Raw genomic sequence first — 16418 nt, 5'->3', positions numbered from 1 at the left:
ACCCAGCTTTCTCTACAGAGGTGTTCAACATAAAGGTAATTAACATCAGTCAGGTTTCTGATAAGAAAAAAGCCTACGCAAAGTAGAACGAATAAGACCGTCAATAGATAGGTAAGAAATTGCTTGAACCATTCTGAATGAAACAGCATTAATCACTATAGGTATTATTGGCTATCGACTCTTGTAATAACGGCATATTGTCATCACGTCCATCACGATAGCTATTGTCCATATGCTTATCTACCAACTGTTCACAACGCTTTTGGGCTTCATATTGCTTGAGGGGATCCACTTCTTTATCGGTTTGCGCTTGGCACAACACATTACCACAGCCGGATAGCAGTAACACAACACTAGCCAAAGCCAACCACGGCATGACATTTAACAGCGGTTTTATCACATGGTTTGTCACAGAAAAATGCATCCATAAGTTATACCAATCCTATTAAATATGTGATCTTTCAGCGGGAGTTCAAAGTACTGTAGGAAAGGCAGATGATTGAAGCGAATAGTGATTCTATTTTGAAAACATCTAACGCAGCATAAAGTACTTTGAAACCCGCCAGAATGGAGTCTCTCAGGTATTCCACTTCTGTGTTGCATCGATTTAAAAGGGAACAGCCATTTCTACATCAATGCGCCTTGAATTAAAAAACCTGAGAGACTCTGAACTGATCAGATATTTAATGAGATTGGTATTAAGTGCTACACATGCTTTTTAGGCATAAAAAAACCAGCCCAAAGGCTGGTTTGAGTATAACCGAATAGATTATCCTGTTACACGTAACTCATCGACTACATCTTTTACGTCATCGGTGTTTCTAGCGATGGCTAAGGCTAAATCACGTTCTGCATCACTCGACACTGTGCCTTTTAATGTCACTACGCCATTAGCGACATCGACGTTAATATCGGAACCTGACACGTCAGCAGAGAATAATAATCGGGTTTTCACTACAGTAGCAACTTTCGAATCTGTGAGTGAGTCACTTAAATCCTTGCTGTCTTCATCACTGTACTGCTTCATCACCGAAAGCTCATTGTTAACGTCTTTCACGCCATCTAAGCTTCTAATTAACTCTCCAGCAAGTGACTTATCAACACTGCTGTTAACTTTACCTGTTAGGGTCACGTTGCCATCATGCACGTCGGTATTAATATCAAATGAGTTCAGATTTGCATTTAACAAAAGTGTGGTTTCAGCTTTACCATCGATCCACGCATCTTTTGCATCATCTTGCCAATCTTGTGCTGCATTTGCACCGAATGCCATTGAACCTAACATAATGCTCATTACTACAGATAATGTGGTCTTGTTCATAAAGTTTTCCTCCGTTGTTAATCTCAAGGAATACAATGCGTGAACCATGCCAATTGTTATAAGTATCTGTTAATAATGAATTAACAAGTATTCATGGTTATTTTCATCTTACTGATAGATGACAATATCGGACTTTTTTACCGACGCTAGGTAAATTTTTCATCGTTGCGATGAGAATTAATGACTCTCAATTGCATTCGCGGAATAGCCTGCTCTAGCATTAAATGACCCCTCCAGAGAATGAACAGATGACTAATGCCGTACTATTATGCTGTCAGTCAGGTAAACACACGCTAGCCACAAATTAACATCCATTAAAACACGCTTTCTGTGTCGCCGATGGCTAAGTATGAGCAAAAGAGAGGTTTTTCATGGTGTCACAGCTCATTTGCAGCCAAGCAATACCTTCGGCAAGTTGGCTAGCAACACGCTGGTTTTTAGTTTTTCTAGCCGTTTGCTTTAAATGAGCCAAGACCTGTTGTTCGGTTTCAACCAATACCGCTATCGCTTGGGGTAACGGCTTATGCTGTATAACCTGCTCAGCCTTAGCATAGTGTCGATGTGAGGATTGTTGATGGTAAGTTTGACTGTCTATTGGCCTTGCTTGGCTTGAACGCACCACGCTAAACAATGGTGTTAAACGATCCAGCATGCATTTTCGAATGTCGGCCATGTGGATAAAAATTCGTTTGATGTTGTAATCGTCGGTCCCCAATGTGGCTTGGACATAAAATTGTTGTCCTTCCTGGCATAAATCAATAGCCTCATGCAATAGCCATACATCGGACTCAGCCTGTTCGTCTCGAGTAAATGATTTCAATGTAAATCCTCCTGCATTCGATAATTTTACTGGCACTTTGTTGGATGGGTTGTGTAACATATACGGGTACAGCACACCTTATTAAGCAAAAACTAAACCATGAACACCCCATGTACATGGGCAAAAATTAATTAACCTTCTAATAGTTAAAGTTATTATAATTTGTCCGGGTCTGAGTTAATTACCTAATTACACGGAATGATCACTGGTGATTGTCAACACGACATCACTGGTAAACATTAGACTTAACACCACAGGGAGTGAATCGGTATGCCACGTCCAACACTTTTTTATCATCTACACCGTCGTCAAGAAGGTGAAGCACGACTCCTTGCCTTACCGAGTTGCCAACACTTTAATAAGATTGCTAGTTCAGTTGACCAGCCCTGGTTAGACCAACTGCACAGTAACTCGATAGATGTTGCGATCATTGAATTATCGCAATTAAGCCAACTAGAATACGCAGAGTTAACTGACAGTGCGTTAATGTCTGATATTGAGTTCATCTTCTTAAGCGAAGGTAAACCGAATCCTAACTTAGATTACTTAATGTCAAAAAGCGCTGGTTATCATTTTCGTCAGCCTTACGATGCCGACGCAATCAACGACACCTTAGAAGACTTTGCCCAAGACTTGCAGTCACAATCGACAAAACAACAACAGCCATTTTCTAGTGAACTAGACCAATACGGTTTGTTGGTTGGTTCATCGCGGGCAATGCACAAGTTGTATCGTACTATTCGTAAAGTTGCCGTAACCGAAAGCAACGTACTTATTGTCGGTGAAAGCGGTGCGGGTAAAGAGCTTGTAGCCAACACCATTCACCTGGCCAGTCACCGAATCAACCAACCATTTATCGCCATTAACTGTGGTGCATTAAGCCCTGAACTGGTCGACAGTGAGCTGTTTGGCCATGTAAAAGGCGCTTTTACCGGTGCTCATCGTGATCACCGTGGTGTATTCGAGCAAGCAGAAGGCGGTACCTTATTTCTTGATGAAGTCACCGAAATGCCGCTAGAACATCAAGTAAAATTGTTACGCGTACTCGAAAACAATGAATATCGCTCTGTCGGCTCACAACAGCTTAAAAAAGCCAATGTTCGCATTGTTGCTGCCACCAATCGCGATCCAGCTGACGCTATTGATGCTGGGCGTTTCCGCGAAGATTTATATTTTCGTTTAGCGCATTTCCCTATCCTAGTGCCACCATTACGCGATCGTAGCAATGACATCAGTGGCCTAGCACAACATTTTTTAGCCTACCGAAATACTGCTGAAAAACTGACTAAAACCTTTTCAGATGATGCGATTAAACTTATCCAACAACAAAAATGGCCCGGAAATGTTCGCGAACTAAAACACGCAATAGAACGTGCATATATTTTGGCAGAAGATACTATTTTACCGAGTCATATCACGGTGACACCTCTGGAACCATCAACTGAGCCTTTAGCTGACGACGTACAAATACCTGCTGGTATGCGCTTAGATGAACTTGAAAAAGTAGCTATTTATCAAGCGCTCGACAACTCATTGGGCAATAAAAATGATACTGCCAAACAGCTAGGTATTAGCGTCAAAACCCTTTACAACAAACTCAGTAAATACGAAGACCAAACCGGTTCAGACGAACCATAGCGTCATTAAACGCCCATTCATTAAACGTGTTTGCTCGCTTCTGGCACAAGCACATTTAATGACCTGGGTTTGACTTTAATACACAAATCTTCTGATTCAAATAACTCACCATCGATCACATATTGGCAAGACGAATCTGTGTTTAAGTAGATTTTTTTTGCTTGCTCATGATGAATTTGACTCTGTTGATTATCTTCACGTTCTCCAGTTAAGCCTGCAAATAGCAACTCGGTCATACTCAATAACTGTTGTGGCGATGTCTCACTCGATTCAATCCAGGTAATATCTAACAAGCCATCGGTAATATTGGGCTCGCCATTACCTAGCGCTAACAAGCTAGTAAATGGCGCAGCATTGGCTATCACTAGGCTAGTGGTGTTAATCACTTTAATATCGCCACCATCGATCTGCACTCTTATCGACAATGGCTGGTTTTCGCCTACCGCCTCCCACAAACCATTAAGGTAGGCTAATTGTCCTAGGGCATCTTTTTGGTCACGGTCAGCCTTCGCTATCATTTTTTGTTCAAAGCCTAGCCCCACCAGCAACAACATCAACTCATCATTACATGTAGCAGTATCAACACGTTGTGAATAACCTTGAATCAAAATATCAAGCGCTTGCGATACCGGCACCAATTTACTGGCGGCGCCAAACAAAGTATGACTTAGTGCATTGGTGGTTCCCATCGGAATAATACCTAAGAAAATATCGGTATCAACAATCACTGATGCCACCTCGTTAACCGTACCATCGCCACCACAGGCAACTATAATATCTGCGCCCTTTTGTTTAGCTTGTTTGGCTAATTGCACTGCAGACTTATCTTTGGCGGTATACAGCACTTCAAGCTGAAAGTAATCCGTCAAGGTTTGGGTAATATGGTCTGCTTCATCATGCCATTTACCACCACCAGACACTGGGTTAACAATCAACCAAGCACGTTTGTGAATATTAATTTGTTGCCGACTATGCATTTTTTCTATAGCGGCCAACTGCCATTTATTTAACCGTGCCGTTTGGCGGATACTATTGATGGATTTAAGCACATCATTAACATTACGATTTCTCTCACGACAGACTAAATAAGCCGCTAATACCAACACCGAACGCCCCCGGCCTAGCGCGCAATGCACTACTACATTTTTACCATTACTGACTTGAGTGTGTAACCAATTAATGGCTTGATTTAACTGCGCGACAGTCGGTACGCTGTGATCTAATATGGGAATATTTAAATAGCCAATATTTTCATCAAACAAGGTCCACTCTAATGCGTCAAATTCGGCAGTAACATCCAAAATTGCATCAATTTTTTCATGCTTAAGTCGGTCAATATCACTGGGAAACAATCGGCAGGCTAAATACAACTGCTTATCTATTTTTTGGATTACGGGCACTTTGTCGTGCTTTCTTGCCCAGGCGTTATACAGCTGGCACCCCATTAAAAAGGGAACAAAACTCCAACTGATATACCAAGGAATGCTGCCATCTTGGCTTTTTCGGAAAATGCCTGCGCTATTAAACCAATAAGCTGAACTCACCAGCCCTAAAGAGAATGCAATCCAAGCAAAAATAACCTTAAGTAACACATAAGGAAGCGCCACACATAAGCACAAAGCCAATAATGCGCCAACAGTATAGTAATATTTAATATGAATACGGGTTAGCATTGTGGTCCTCCTGTTGTAAAAAAAGCAGCACATGTGTGCTGCTTAGGCTAATACTTATCTTAATAACTATCTGGTCATTACGTCGCCGTCAGTCAAACATTCAACTTCGACTTACATTGGTTTAAATGGAGTTACTCTACCTAGAACAATGCATTTTGAGTTGTAAAACTTAACGACTTAAACAAATAAAATAGTTAATGTGATTGGTATAATGCTTAGCAGTCTGGATCTTCTGCTTTCATACCTTCTTTAACATCTTCACATGTATCTTCAACTGCATTACCGGCATCTTGGATCATTTCATCCACTTTCTCACCTGCATTTTCAGCTTTGTTATCTGAACATGCTGATAAACCGGCCGTTAACAACACCATTAAACTTGCCATTGTCAGTAGTTTTAATAAATTCATATTCATCTCCTAGATGATGGTTGTAATCGTATAAACTTGTTTAAGCAGCCTCAACTTAGATTAAGGTAAGGGGTTAATACTATCCTCGGGGAGCTTTGCCTCTAATCGCATTGGCTACTAACGAAATCACTAGCAACACAATAAAAATAAAGAAAATAATTTTCGCGATACCTGCTGCTGCACCAGCAATACCAGTAAACCCCAATAGACCCGCTATAACGGCTATCACTAAAAACATTAATGTCCAGCCCAACATAAAAACCTCCTTGGTGTACGGTTTACATTGTGATGTGCGTTGAATTTACGCTGACGATTGAAACAAATATCTTATCTCTATCGTAAAAATTAACGATTCACACCACGACTATGTATTAGTTAAAGCTAGCATCATGCCAACTTTTAAAAAAAGCCATAAGACTATGATTTTTATGATTTTAAAATTTAAAGCAAGAAAATCAGTAATGAAAAAGCCATAGATGAGCAGGCAATTTTTACCGATGATACGGTAAGAGTTTCAGGCTATCACGGTTAGATAACGAAATATCGATGTGTAAACAAAAATGCATCTAGCGGCTGTAATGGCTTACCTTTTATGAGGCAACTTAAGTGAAATTAAGGCAGCAAGAGCTATAAAACCACTCGATATCCATAAACAAGCTTCTAAGCCATAGGCTTGATAGACCCAACCTGACAGTATCGTTCCAATCAACCTTCCCATGGCATTGGCCATATAGTAAAAGCCCACATCCAGTGACACGCCATCACTGCCAGCATAGCTAACAATTAAGTAGCTATGCAGTGATGAGTTAATCGCAAACACCGCGCCAAACATTAATAAACCGATGACGACACTTTCTAGCACATAAAAATCGGCATGTAGTGCGACTGCAATCGCGGCAGGAATGAGTAGTAAATAAGTTGCCCATGTAAAAGCAGCTCGGCCGCTCGGCACTTTTCCCTGTCGTTTACCGGTGAAATAAGGTGCAATGGATTGCACCACACCATAACCAATCACCCAGCTAGCCATAAAGCTACCAACCCACCAATGATCCCAGCCAAAAGTTGTGGCTAAAAATACCGGTAATGCCACCACAAACCATACATCTCTTGCGCCAAACAAAAACATCCGCGCCGCCGACAATAAATTAATTGCCTGACTTTTAGAAAAAATGTCTTTGAATTTGGGTTTGTTTTTCGCTTTGCCTAAATCATCTTTTAAGGTCACTAAACTACATAACCATACAATGCCTAATAACGTGGCCATTAAAATAATGGCGCCTCTAAACCCTAGGCTTGTGAGTAACACACCACCTAAAAAAAATCCCACTCCTTTTAAGGCATTTTTAGAGCCCGTTAACAACGCAACCCATTGGTAAAGCTTACCTTCTGCATCTGCGGGCACTAAGGTTTTAATGGCGCTTTTGGCGCTCATTTTATTCAAATCTTTGGCGATGCCCGACAGCGCCTGAGCAGCCATAACGTACATGACGGTTAGCATGTCAGCAGATACAGTTAGCATAACTAGTGCCACTATTTGTAGGCCTAAGCCAATATTCATAGTGTTATTTAGGCCAAGCCGTGCGCCTAACCAACCACCAACAAGATTAGTCACGACACCAAAAATCTCATAAAACAAAAACAACATCGCAATATTTAACGGGCTGTAACCCAATTGGTGGAAATACAACACCACCAGCATACGCAAAGCGCCATCGGTTAAGGTAAATGCCCAGTAATTACCGGTAATCAATAAGTACTGTTTTATCGATGGTGATAAGGTACGCAATGTATCCAGCCCCATGAAGCTTATTCCTTGTCTGCTAAGCCGACTTTGCGGGCGAGCTCAGCGGTACGATTAGCGTATCCCCACTCGTTGTCGTACCACACATACAGTTTCACTTGGGTATCATTCACCACCATGGTCGACAACGCATCGATAATGCTTGAGCGTGGGTCGGTTTTATAATCTACCGACACTAATGGGCGTTCTTCATAACCCATGATGCCCTGCAGTTCAGTATCAGCTGCTTGCTTCAATAGTTGGTTTACTTCTTCAACCGTTGTTCCACGAGTCACTTCAAATACGCAATCGGTGAGTGACGCATTGGCTAACGGTACCCGTATCGCATGACCATTTAACTTACCTTTTAGCTCTGGGAATATATGAGTAATTGCGGTAGCCGAACCCGTCGTAGTGGGTATCAAACTAATGCCACACGCACGGGCACGACGTAAGTCTTTGTGGGGGGCATCTAGAATAGTTTGAGTATTGGTAATATCGTGGATCGTAGTCATTGAGCCATGCTTAATACCTATCTTTTCATGAATCACTTTTACCACTGGCGCTAAACAGTTGGTGGTACACGATGCTGCCGTAACGATGGGATGGATGGCTTTGTCGTATAAATCATCGTTAACGCCCATCACAATATTGAGCACGCCGTCTTCTTTTACTGGCGCAGTCACCACAACCCGTTTTACACCTTGATCTAAGTAAGCTTGTAGCAAGGCTTTGGTTTTTATCTTGCCAGAGGCCTCAATCACCACATCACATTTTGACCAGTCAGTGTCTTGGGTAGCGACATTACGGCTGCAAGGAATGGCTTTACCGTTAATCACAATGGCATCACCATTATGGGTCGCCTCATGATGCCAACGACCATGGACTGAATCAAAGGTCATTAAGTGCGCCAGCGTGGCTGCATCACCAGCAGGATCGTTAATATGCACAATTTCAACATCGTCCCAATCATATGCCGCGCGCATTGATAAACGTCCCATACGGCCAAAACCGTTAATACCTATTTTTATCGTCATAATGGTGTCCTAAGCTTGCTCTCATTGTTAAGTTATCGTTTCAAAGGTTAATCACTACATGCTAACCATTAAATGCATCAAAATATTCACGCTGAACCGGATTAACTAGCGCCTTGGGCCGCAATGCTTGTACTGCATTAATGACTTTATCTTTAGGCCAGCCTAAGCTGACTAATATCAGACCAATCACCAATCCAGTGCGGCCCGAACCGCCTTTGCAATGCACTGCAATAATGCCTTGGTTATTTAACAATTCAATAATCTGGGTTTTATGGGCTAACCACTGGGTTTCAAACTCTTGCCCTGGGGCGGCATCGTCAGCAATGGGCAATTGCACCCATGTAATGGCTTGTTTGGTACATTCTGCAGGTAAATATTCTGCTGCATTGCGTACGATTTCATCATCGAACATCAAGGTGACTAGCATTTTTGTACCTGCCGCCTTCAATGTAGCAACTGACGCAGATACAGCTTCATCTTTGGTACCAGGGCACGGAGTAAAAATCAGTTTGGCGCCATTATCTAACGTTAAAACATCATAAGGATGAGGTTGCATGGTTAACTCCAAAAAGTAACTTAAAAAACGCTTTCAACAAATTGGCTCATAAAACTGAACTCACAAAGCGACTAAATCAGTGATTAAACCAATGTTGAGTTCGATTAATAATGGCTACTAGCGATAACATCACCGGCACTTCAACTAATACCCCAACCACTGTAGCCAACGCGGCTCCTGAGTGCAGCCCAAATAGCGATATCGCCACGGCCACCGCCAGTTCAAAAAAGTTAGAGGTGCCAATTAAACAAGCTGGAGCGGCAATGTTATGGGATAATTTCAGCCATTTAGCTGCTATATACGCAATAATAAAAATACCGTAAGTTTGAATAATCAAAGGCACAGCTATCAAGCCAATGGTTTGCGGATCAGACACAATGACTTCAGCTTGAAAACCAAACAACAACACCACAGTGGCCAGTAAGCCGATAATCGACCATGGTTTTAAGGTGGCCAAAAATGAGTTAACTGCGGCTAATCCATGGCGGCGATTAAGCAAGTAACGTGTTGTCACTCCGGCCAATAGCGGTAACAACACATACAGTAGTACCGAAATAAGCAAGGTTTCCCATGGCACCTGAATATCGCTCACGCCCAGTAATAATGCGGTAATTGGCGCAAAGGCAAAAATCATAATCACATCATTAACCGACACTTGCACCAAGGTGTAATTAGCATCTCCTTTGGTTAGTTGTGACCACACAAAAACCATCGCAGTACATGGCGCAACACCTAATAAAATCATCCCTGCGATATACTCTTGTGCAGATGCAGGGTCGACCAAATCGGCAAACAAAACCTTAAAAAACAGCCATCCTAATGCCGCCATGGTAAAGGGTTTAATTAACCAATTGATGACAATGGTTAGCAGTAATCCCTTAGGGTTTTTACCTACATCTTTCATTGCCGAAAAATCAATTTGGACCATCATGGGATAAATCATCACCCAGATAAATACCGCAACAACCAAGTTAACGTGGGCGATTTCAACGTTAGCGATAACCTGAAAGACCTCGGGCTGCCATAAACCTAACAGCACTCCGGCCAACATACTTAAGCCAACCCATACCGATAAAAATCGTTCAAACATTCCCATAGCAAGACTCCAAACAACAGGGGAAACTCAAAATATTAATGAAAACTTTTACAACATCAAACTAACGACAAAAGCTCACCTTGTTTGGCCTATTTTGCATAATGTCTAATTGCTGTAATGACGACATAATCAACCCAAGGTTGTTTTCAGTGGTTTCTGCTATTACTGATTTTACCCATAAAGGTAAGTTAGGATTGATGCGATAAAACACCCACTGGCCATTTTTTCTGTCGGTAATGATCGCAGCCTTTTTTAACAGGGCTAAATTACGCGACACCTTAGGCTGGCTATCTTCACTGAGCGCTGCCATTAACTCGCATACACACAGCTCACCATGATAATGGGTCAACATTAAGGTTTTTAAGCGAATATCATCGGTAAGGCATTTATAAAATGTAATGGGATCGAAATCGGTTAATCGTTCTGGGACAGATTGATTGTGATCTTCGATTTTTGTCTCTATGGCAATCTCATTCGAGGCCTTGGAAGTAACTTTATTTTCCACCAGCAAAAACATCGACAAACGATTGTTAAGCTCGGTCATGGTGCTTGAAAATGGATGATTACCTGTACGGGTTTTAGGATCAGGGAAATCCCATGCCAATTGTTTACCTGCACCAGGGTAACTACGACATTCAGTATTAGCTTTTTCGCAAAGGGTAATGACATAATCGAAGTCTTTGCCAGCAAAAGTCTGCAAGTGCTTAGGCACTAAATCACCCGCATCAATACCAAAGCGAGTAATAGCCTCAATAGTTCGAACATCGACTTGCTCTGGCGATGTCCCGGCACTGAACACATCAAATTGATCAGCCGCTTTATTGCGTAACAACGCCTCAGCCATTTGCGAACGCGCCGAATTGCCAGTACATAGAAACAACACAGTTTTCTTTTTCATAACGGATAAACAAGAAGTAGAAACATACGACTAAGTGTATATATGATTATTTATATATACAAGTAGAGATACAAAAAAACCGACTCAATATGAATTGATCGGCTTAAAGGATTAATGATATTAAAAGCGTCTTGGCGCGCTCATTTAAATATGCCCTTTTTACTGCCACCAATTTACGTTAATGGTCAATTTGGAGAGCCTATTACATAACAATCAAACCATTTCCGAAGGTAAGGGTTTACTATACAAATAACCTTGTAAATTAGTACACCCCATAGCCTTAAGTAACTCATGCTGCTCTATGAATTCGACTCCTTCAGCTATCGTACTGAGCTCTAAATTAAGTGCTAACTGCACAATTGTGCGAGCAATAGCGGCATCTTTTTGATTACTCACAATGCCATCTACAAACGATTTATCTATTTTCAATGTATCAATGGGAAAGCTCTTTAAGTAATTTAATGAAGAGTAGCCGGTTCCAAAATCATCAATGGCTAACTTCACACCTAGTTTTTTTAACATAAACAGCAAAGCAATTGCCTCATCGACGTTACTGATGATGGCTGATTCTGTAATTTCAAGCTCGAGTAAGCTTGGTGGTAAGCCGGTTTCAACAAGTGCACTTTTAACGTGGTCAAAAATATTTGCATGGTTGAATTGCAATGCCGATAGATTAACAGCCATGCGCTGAAAATTCGCATCTGCAATGTGTATTTTCTTCGCTTTGTTACAAGCTTCAAGCAAAGCCCATTCTCCAATAGGGATAATCAAGCCGCTACTTTCAGCAATCGCGAGAAAATCTATCGGCGCTAACAAGCCTCTTGCTGGATGATTCCAACGTAGCAATGCTTCGTACCCAATAATATTGCCATTCACAGAGTCAACTTGTGGCTGATAATACAACATAAGTTGATTGCCTAATCTTACTGCTTCACGTAGTTCAGCTTCTATTTGAAGCCGATCCATTAACGACTTATGCATATCATGAGAAAACAATTGATAACCGTTTTTGCCGTTATTTTTCACTTCGTACATGGCTGTGTCTGCATGCTGCAACAAAATATCGCCGGTAGCGCCGTCATCAGGATAAAACGAAATACCTATGCTGGCCGAAATAAACGTTTGCTGTCCCTGAATAATATAGGGCTTAGAGAGTGCATCTAGCACTCGCTGAGCAATAACCGCTACATTATCGAACACTTCTAGTTCACATAAAAGTAGGGTGAATTCGTCCCCGCCCAAACGGGCAAGGTGTTCATTTTCATAATCTCCCCGACTCCCCACACTGAGCTCATCTGACATGCGTACCGAGTTTTTAATACGTGTGGCTGCTTCGCATAACAATTCATCTCCCGCTTTATGCCCCAACGTATCGTTTATTCTTTTGAAATGATCTAAATCAATAAACAACAATGCTAATTTGGTTGTGTGACGCTTAGCTAGAGCAATCGCAGAGTCCAACTGCAACAAAAACTTACGTCTGTTCGGCAGGTCCGTTAAGGTATCGTAATAGGCATAATACGCGATTTCTTGCTCTGACTTTTTCCGACTAGAAATATCATGCAAAGTGCCATTAATCCGTGGTTCACCAAAATCGTAAGTGATATCGGTTCTATCATGCAGGGTAATCACCTCTCCACTACCATGTAACACACGATATTCAATATCATACGACTGCCTGGTTTTTAAGGCTGTTTTAACGGTTAGCTTTAAGAATTCTCGGTCATCTGGGTGGATGATTTCTAACAATTTGGAGAACGTAATATCAATCTCTTGAGGTTGCATACCCAGCATGCGATACACCTCATCAGAGCAGTCTAACTTACTGGATTTGAAGTCCCATTCCCACGAGCCCAAGTGAGCAATACTTTGTGCTCTGGCGAGTTTGTTTTTACTCTTAGTTAACTCTTTGATTGTTTTATTAGCTTTCAGCACATAGTGAATGCGGTGACTCAGCAGCGGCCACTTAACCGGTTTAGTCATGAAGTCTGTTGCACCTACATCAAAGGCCTTTTGAATATCTTGCGGCTGATCCAGTGCTGTCACCATAATAATGGCGACATTATCCCCTTCAGGTAATGAACGGATCATTGAACAGCATTCAAAACCATCCATGTTATCCATCGACACATCGAGTAATATTAAATCTGGAGAGTGCTCAGAAAAAAGCTGTATCGCCTCTTCACCACTACTCGCCTCAATAATACTACCCACTGACTGGTTTAATGCTCGACGCATCAGAATCCGAATGACAGGGTCATCATCAACGATTAGCACCACATCTTGAAGTGTATTTAATAACATTAAACAAACCTCGCTAACTTTAGCAATATTGCCTCTTTCGTTTGTTCAAACACGGGCAATAATGTGTCTGCGAGATGATTGGCATCGCTCAAGTCACCACAACGTGCAAACAACTCTATTTGGCTCGCTAACATTTGAATTTTTATCGCCCCGACATTGGCCGAACTGGACTTTAAAGAGTGTGCAGATTTAAAGACTTGGTCGGCATTATTGTCGACTACGCCTTCTATAATATTTTTAATTAACTCAGGTGCATTTTGTAAGTACAAATCCACTATGCTGTTAACAAGATCGTACGAGTCATCTGGCGAAATTTGTTGAATGTCATCAAGCGGTCCATCAACAAATACTAACGACGCCTCGTCCTGAGTATCTTCGACAACCTCGGAAAGACTCGCAGGTTCAAACACCCATTTATTCATACATTCAGATAGGTTCTGGCGGGTAAAAGGTTTTAACAACGTGTCTTTAGCGCCAGCATTACGGAATAGCCTTTTAACACTTGGTTGGATATCTGCAGTAAGTGCGATGATAGGGGTTTCATTATTAATACAATTCTGACCTAACTCAGTGATTGCTTTAGTTGCAACTATTCCATCAGCTATTGGCATATGGTAATCCATAAAGATTAAATCAAACTTTTTCTCGCTCGCTCGGACAATGGCTTCTTGGCCATTATTAACAATTTCACACTGATGCCCCAAAGACGCTAGCAGACTTTTTACCACCAGCTGATTGACCACATTATCTTCAGCAACAAGCACGGTTGTTGATCGATACGTTGCCTGAACACTCTTATCCGGTTCAACTACTGCAGGAGAAGCGATGAATGAGTTGTCTTGTGGTACAAGTGGAATGCTAAACCAGAAGTTGCTGCCTTCATTTAAGGTGCTTTCTACACCGTAACGGCCATTCATCAATACGACGAGTTGTTGGCAAATGGCTAAACCAAGGCCGGTTCCGCCAAACTCGCGGGTAATAGAGTTATCAGCCTGCATAAAGGGGGTAAAAATACTCTCTAGTTTAGCTGTCGCAATGCCAATACCGGTATCTTTAACTGTAAACGTAATAAAGGTATCTGAAGCCTCCATGTGCTCGCTTATCTGTACCGAAATAGCGCCTTGGTGTGTAAACTTTATAGCGTTTGAGACAAAGTTATTAATAATTTGTCGCACTCTGACGGAGTCACCCAAATAGTTTTCGTGGATCAATGGCGATATGAACACGTCAAAATTAAGGCCCTTTTTCTCTGCCGACACTTTATGAGAATGGCATGCAGAAGTGACAAGATCGGGCAAATTAAATTCTTTAATGTCTAAATCCATTTTATTGGCGTCTGCTTTCGAGAAATCGAGCACTTCATTCAACAGCACCAGCAATGTTTGTGCTGAGTCGTTGATCATTTGAACCGTGTTGGACACATTTTTATTTAATTTAAAAGAGGTCAGTAGATCTGAAAAACCAACAATGCCATTGAGTGGCGTTCTAATTTCATGGCTCATTACCGCTAAAAACTCAGATTTGGCCTGGCTGGCTTTTTTGGCAATCTCAAGGGTTTGTTGTAATTCAAACGTGCGCTCTGATACTCGATTTTCTAATTCATGGTTAATGGTTTCTAATTGTCTACCTCGGGCATCAACCTCGCCGATCATCACATTAAAGCTGTGCGCCAACTGAGAGAATTCATCATTAGACTTGAGGTTTACGCGTTGCGTATAGTCTTTATTATTTGAGATATGTTCTATCACTTCTAACAGGGTATTAAGTGGCTTGGTGAATAACGATTGCAACCAAAACATCACCAACAAGCTGGCAAAAATGGCAAAAATGCTGGTGGATAAAACAAGTACTAAATAGTCGTCTAGTTGCTTGGTGAATTCGTTCATATTATCGGTAATATGCAGTAATCCCACCACCTCACCTTCAAATACTAGTGGGGTATATGAATGCACGCCATCTTGATTAAACTGCGTCAGTTTTTTCTTGGAAGAAATAATATTTAATAACGTTTGCTGATCAATACTACTTTGATAAGCCTTATTGCCCTGATAAGTAGCAAATAGACTCCCAGTAGGGTTATATATTGCCGCATGCATAATATCTGGTTGAGCAATAAGTGCAGATAAGGTTTTTTCTGCTGATGTTGGGTCATTAAAAATAACCGCTGACAGGCTATTGCTCGCAACAATATCACTTAACACCGCCAAGCCTTGTTCGGCCTTCTCTTTTGTCACGGCATATTGTTTAGTGATTAATGATGAAGAAATAATAACAATGACAATAATAGCGATCGCTAGCATTGAAAAAATCAACTTTGTTCGGATTGATGCAAAATTTATTATTTTCATCGCTTTACCTCAAGTGCTAATTTCAATACCTGTGAACTGATGTTTAAGCCTGATGCCTCTAACACCTTACTATTAATATTGAAATATAATCGTTTATCCTGCTCGATGATTTCAATCATGCCTCCTTGCACTGCAAACCCCGAGATATCCGAAACCGTTAAAATAGGTTTATTATCGACAGCCAAAAACAAACGACGGGTTAAATCTCTTGAGTTGGTATCAATGAAGACCACATCACATTGTGCGATAGCACTTGTTTCTGAAAGTTGAATGACTGCAATGGATTGACCGGCCAGTTTTTTATTAGCCAATTCAATAAAACTGTCACGATATTGATTACCAAAAAAACATATTTTCCACGCCGATTTTTCATGGAGACGCGATTCAGGCCACTGAGTAAATTTAGCAAAGTTATAGGTAAACGCCGCTTTTAAATCAAACGAGTCCTGGGCTATTGATGAACGCGGAAGCAGCACAAATACAATCAATAATGAATACAATATCTGTCGACTCAAATTAGCTTTTTTCATTGTCGCG

The 16418-nt window shown here is 41.3% G+C and carries 15 protein-coding genes; 1 reads left to right on the top strand and 14 read right to left on the bottom strand.

The genetic code is table 11. The features are described from left to right. Positions 1-148: 148 nt before the first annotated feature. The 3 genes from AAEY94_RS07510 to AAEY94_RS07500 all read right to left on the bottom strand — a co-directional run bounded on the left by AAEY94_RS07510 (position 149) and on the right by AAEY94_RS07500 (position 2141). A complete protein-coding gene (locus AAEY94_RS07510) occupies positions 149-412 on the bottom strand; it encodes a hypothetical protein (RefSeq protein WP_350978211.1) in 264 nt (87 codons plus the stop codon). Between the two features lie 357 nt (positions 413-769). After that, positions 770-1321 carry a BON domain-containing protein gene (locus tag AAEY94_RS07505; protein ID WP_350978209.1) on the bottom strand — a complete coding sequence of 184 codons (552 nt, stop codon included), beginning with the start codon at positions 1319-1321 and terminating at the stop codon, positions 770-772. Positions 1322-1664: 343 nt separating this feature from the next. Next, the gene (locus AAEY94_RS07500) at positions 1665-2141 is read right to left on the bottom strand and encodes a glutamyl-tRNA reductase (protein ID WP_350978207.1); all 477 of its coding nucleotides are present in this window, start codon (positions 2139-2141) and stop codon (positions 1665-1667) included. A 270-nt stretch (positions 2142-2411) separates the two neighbouring features. Here AAEY94_RS07500 and AAEY94_RS07495 point away from each other — a divergent pair, with 270 nt between their 5' ends. Further along, positions 2412-3779, top strand: coding sequence for a sigma-54 interaction domain-containing protein (locus tag AAEY94_RS07495; RefSeq protein WP_101088661.1), 1368 nt, complete (start codon positions 2412-2414; stop codon positions 3777-3779). A 20-nt stretch (positions 3780-3799) separates the two neighbouring features. On the opposite strand, the gene AAEY94_RS07490 is transcribed toward AAEY94_RS07495, so the two are convergent. The 11 genes from AAEY94_RS07490 to AAEY94_RS07440 form a co-directional block, all read right to left on the bottom strand. Beyond that, complete coding sequence (locus tag AAEY94_RS07490; RefSeq protein WP_350978205.1) at positions 3800-5452, bottom strand: diacylglycerol kinase family protein; 1653 nt, start codon at positions 5450-5452, stop codon at positions 3800-3802. 215 nt (positions 5453-5667) lie between these two features. After that, positions 5668-5862, bottom strand: a complete 195-nt coding sequence (locus AAEY94_RS07485; RefSeq protein WP_101088663.1) for a hypothetical protein — start codon at positions 5860-5862, stop codon at positions 5668-5670. A gap of 79 nt (positions 5863-5941) precedes the next feature. Then, on the bottom strand, positions 5942-6118 hold the full coding sequence (locus tag AAEY94_RS07480; RefSeq protein ID WP_101088664.1) for a DUF1328 family protein: 177 nt from the start codon (positions 6116-6118) through the stop codon (positions 5942-5944). 327 nt (positions 6119-6445) lie between these two features. Beyond that, positions 6446-7663 (bottom strand): organoarsenical effux MFS transporter ArsJ, encoded by a 1218-nt coding sequence (gene arsJ, locus AAEY94_RS07475; RefSeq protein WP_350978203.1) that lies wholly within the window; start codon positions 7661-7663, stop codon positions 6446-6448. A gap of 5 nt (positions 7664-7668) precedes the next feature. Next, positions 7669-8679 (bottom strand): ArsJ-associated glyceraldehyde-3-phosphate dehydrogenase, encoded by a 1011-nt coding sequence (locus tag AAEY94_RS07470; protein ID WP_350978201.1) that lies wholly within the window; start codon positions 8677-8679, stop codon positions 7669-7671. Between the two features lie 61 nt (positions 8680-8740). Next, entirely contained in the window at positions 8741-9235 is a 495-nt protein-coding gene (locus AAEY94_RS07465; RefSeq protein WP_350978199.1) for a phosphatase domain-containing putative toxin, read from the bottom strand. A 76-nt stretch (positions 9236-9311) separates the two neighbouring features. Beyond that, positions 9312-10331 carry an ACR3 family arsenite efflux transporter gene (arsB, locus tag AAEY94_RS07460; RefSeq protein ID WP_350978197.1) on the bottom strand — a complete coding sequence of 340 codons (1020 nt, stop codon included), beginning with the start codon at positions 10329-10331 and terminating at the stop codon, positions 9312-9314. A gap of 61 nt (positions 10332-10392) precedes the next feature. After that, positions 10393-11229: a metalloregulator ArsR/SmtB family transcription factor gene (locus AAEY94_RS07455; RefSeq protein ID WP_350978195.1), complete on the bottom strand. Its 837-nt coding sequence runs from the start codon at positions 11227-11229 to the stop codon at positions 10393-10395. Between the two features lie 213 nt (positions 11230-11442). Further along, positions 11443-13533, bottom strand: a complete 2091-nt coding sequence (locus AAEY94_RS07450) for a two-component system response regulator (protein ID WP_350978193.1) — start codon at positions 13531-13533, stop codon at positions 11443-11445. Further along, positions 13533-15881, bottom strand: coding sequence for an ATP-binding protein (locus AAEY94_RS07445; RefSeq protein WP_101088671.1), 2349 nt, complete (start codon positions 15879-15881; stop codon positions 13533-13535). The genes AAEY94_RS07450 and AAEY94_RS07445 overlap by 1 nt, the downstream gene beginning before the upstream one ends. Then, complete coding sequence (locus AAEY94_RS07440; RefSeq protein ID WP_101088672.1) at positions 15878-16411, bottom strand: YfiR family protein; 534 nt, start codon at positions 16409-16411, stop codon at positions 15878-15880. The genes AAEY94_RS07445 and AAEY94_RS07440 overlap by 4 nt, the downstream gene beginning before the upstream one ends. Between the last annotated feature and the right edge of the window lie 7 nt (positions 16412-16418).

This window comes from Shewanella sp. AC34-MNA-CIBAN-0136 (assembly GCF_040309945.1).
Lineage (GTDB): Bacteria > Pseudomonadota > Gammaproteobacteria > Enterobacterales > Shewanellaceae > Shewanella.
The sequence above is the reverse complement of the archived record's forward strand: the minus strand, read 5'-3'. Positions and strand labels throughout refer to the sequence as shown.

Coding starts and splice junctions, on each gene's coding strand:
- AAEY94_RS07505 (WP_350978209.1), bottom strand. CDS start 1,321: ATGAACAAGACCACATTATCTGTAGTAATGAGCATTATGTTAGGTTCA.
- AAEY94_RS07495 (WP_101088661.1), top strand. CDS start 2,412: ATGCCACGTCCAACACTTTTTTATCATCTACACCGTCGTCAAGAAGGT.
- AAEY94_RS07490 (WP_350978205.1), bottom strand. CDS start 5,452: ATGCTAACCCGTATTCATATTAAATATTACTATACTGTTGGCGCATTA.
- AAEY94_RS07485 (WP_101088663.1), bottom strand. CDS start 5,862: ATGAATTTATTAAAACTACTGACAATGGCAAGTTTAATGGTGTTGTTA.
- AAEY94_RS07480 (WP_101088664.1), bottom strand. CDS start 6,118: ATGTTGGGCTGGACATTAATGTTTTTAGTGATAGCCGTTATAGCGGGT.
- arsJ (WP_350978203.1), bottom strand. CDS start 7,663: ATGGGGCTGGATACATTGCGTACCTTATCACCATCGATAAAACAGTAC.
- AAEY94_RS07470 (WP_350978201.1), bottom strand. CDS start 8,679: ATGACGATAAAAATAGGTATTAACGGTTTTGGCCGTATGGGACGTTTA.
- AAEY94_RS07465 (WP_350978199.1), bottom strand. CDS start 9,235: ATGCAACCTCATCCTTATGATGTTTTAACGTTAGATAATGGCGCCAAA.
- arsB (WP_350978197.1), bottom strand. CDS start 10,331: ATGGGAATGTTTGAACGATTTTTATCGGTATGGGTTGGCTTAAGTATG.
- AAEY94_RS07455 (WP_350978195.1), bottom strand. CDS start 11,229: ATGAAAAAGAAAACTGTGTTGTTTCTATGTACTGGCAATTCGGCGCGT.
- AAEY94_RS07450 (WP_350978193.1), bottom strand. CDS start 13,533: ATGTTATTAAATACACTTCAAGATGTGGTGCTAATCGTTGATGATGAC.
- AAEY94_RS07445 (WP_101088671.1), bottom strand. CDS start 15,881: ATGAAAATAATAAATTTTGCATCAATCCGAACAAAGTTGATTTTTTCA.
- AAEY94_RS07440 (WP_101088672.1), bottom strand. CDS start 16,411: ATGAAAAAAGCTAATTTGAGTCGACAGATATTGTATTCATTATTGATT.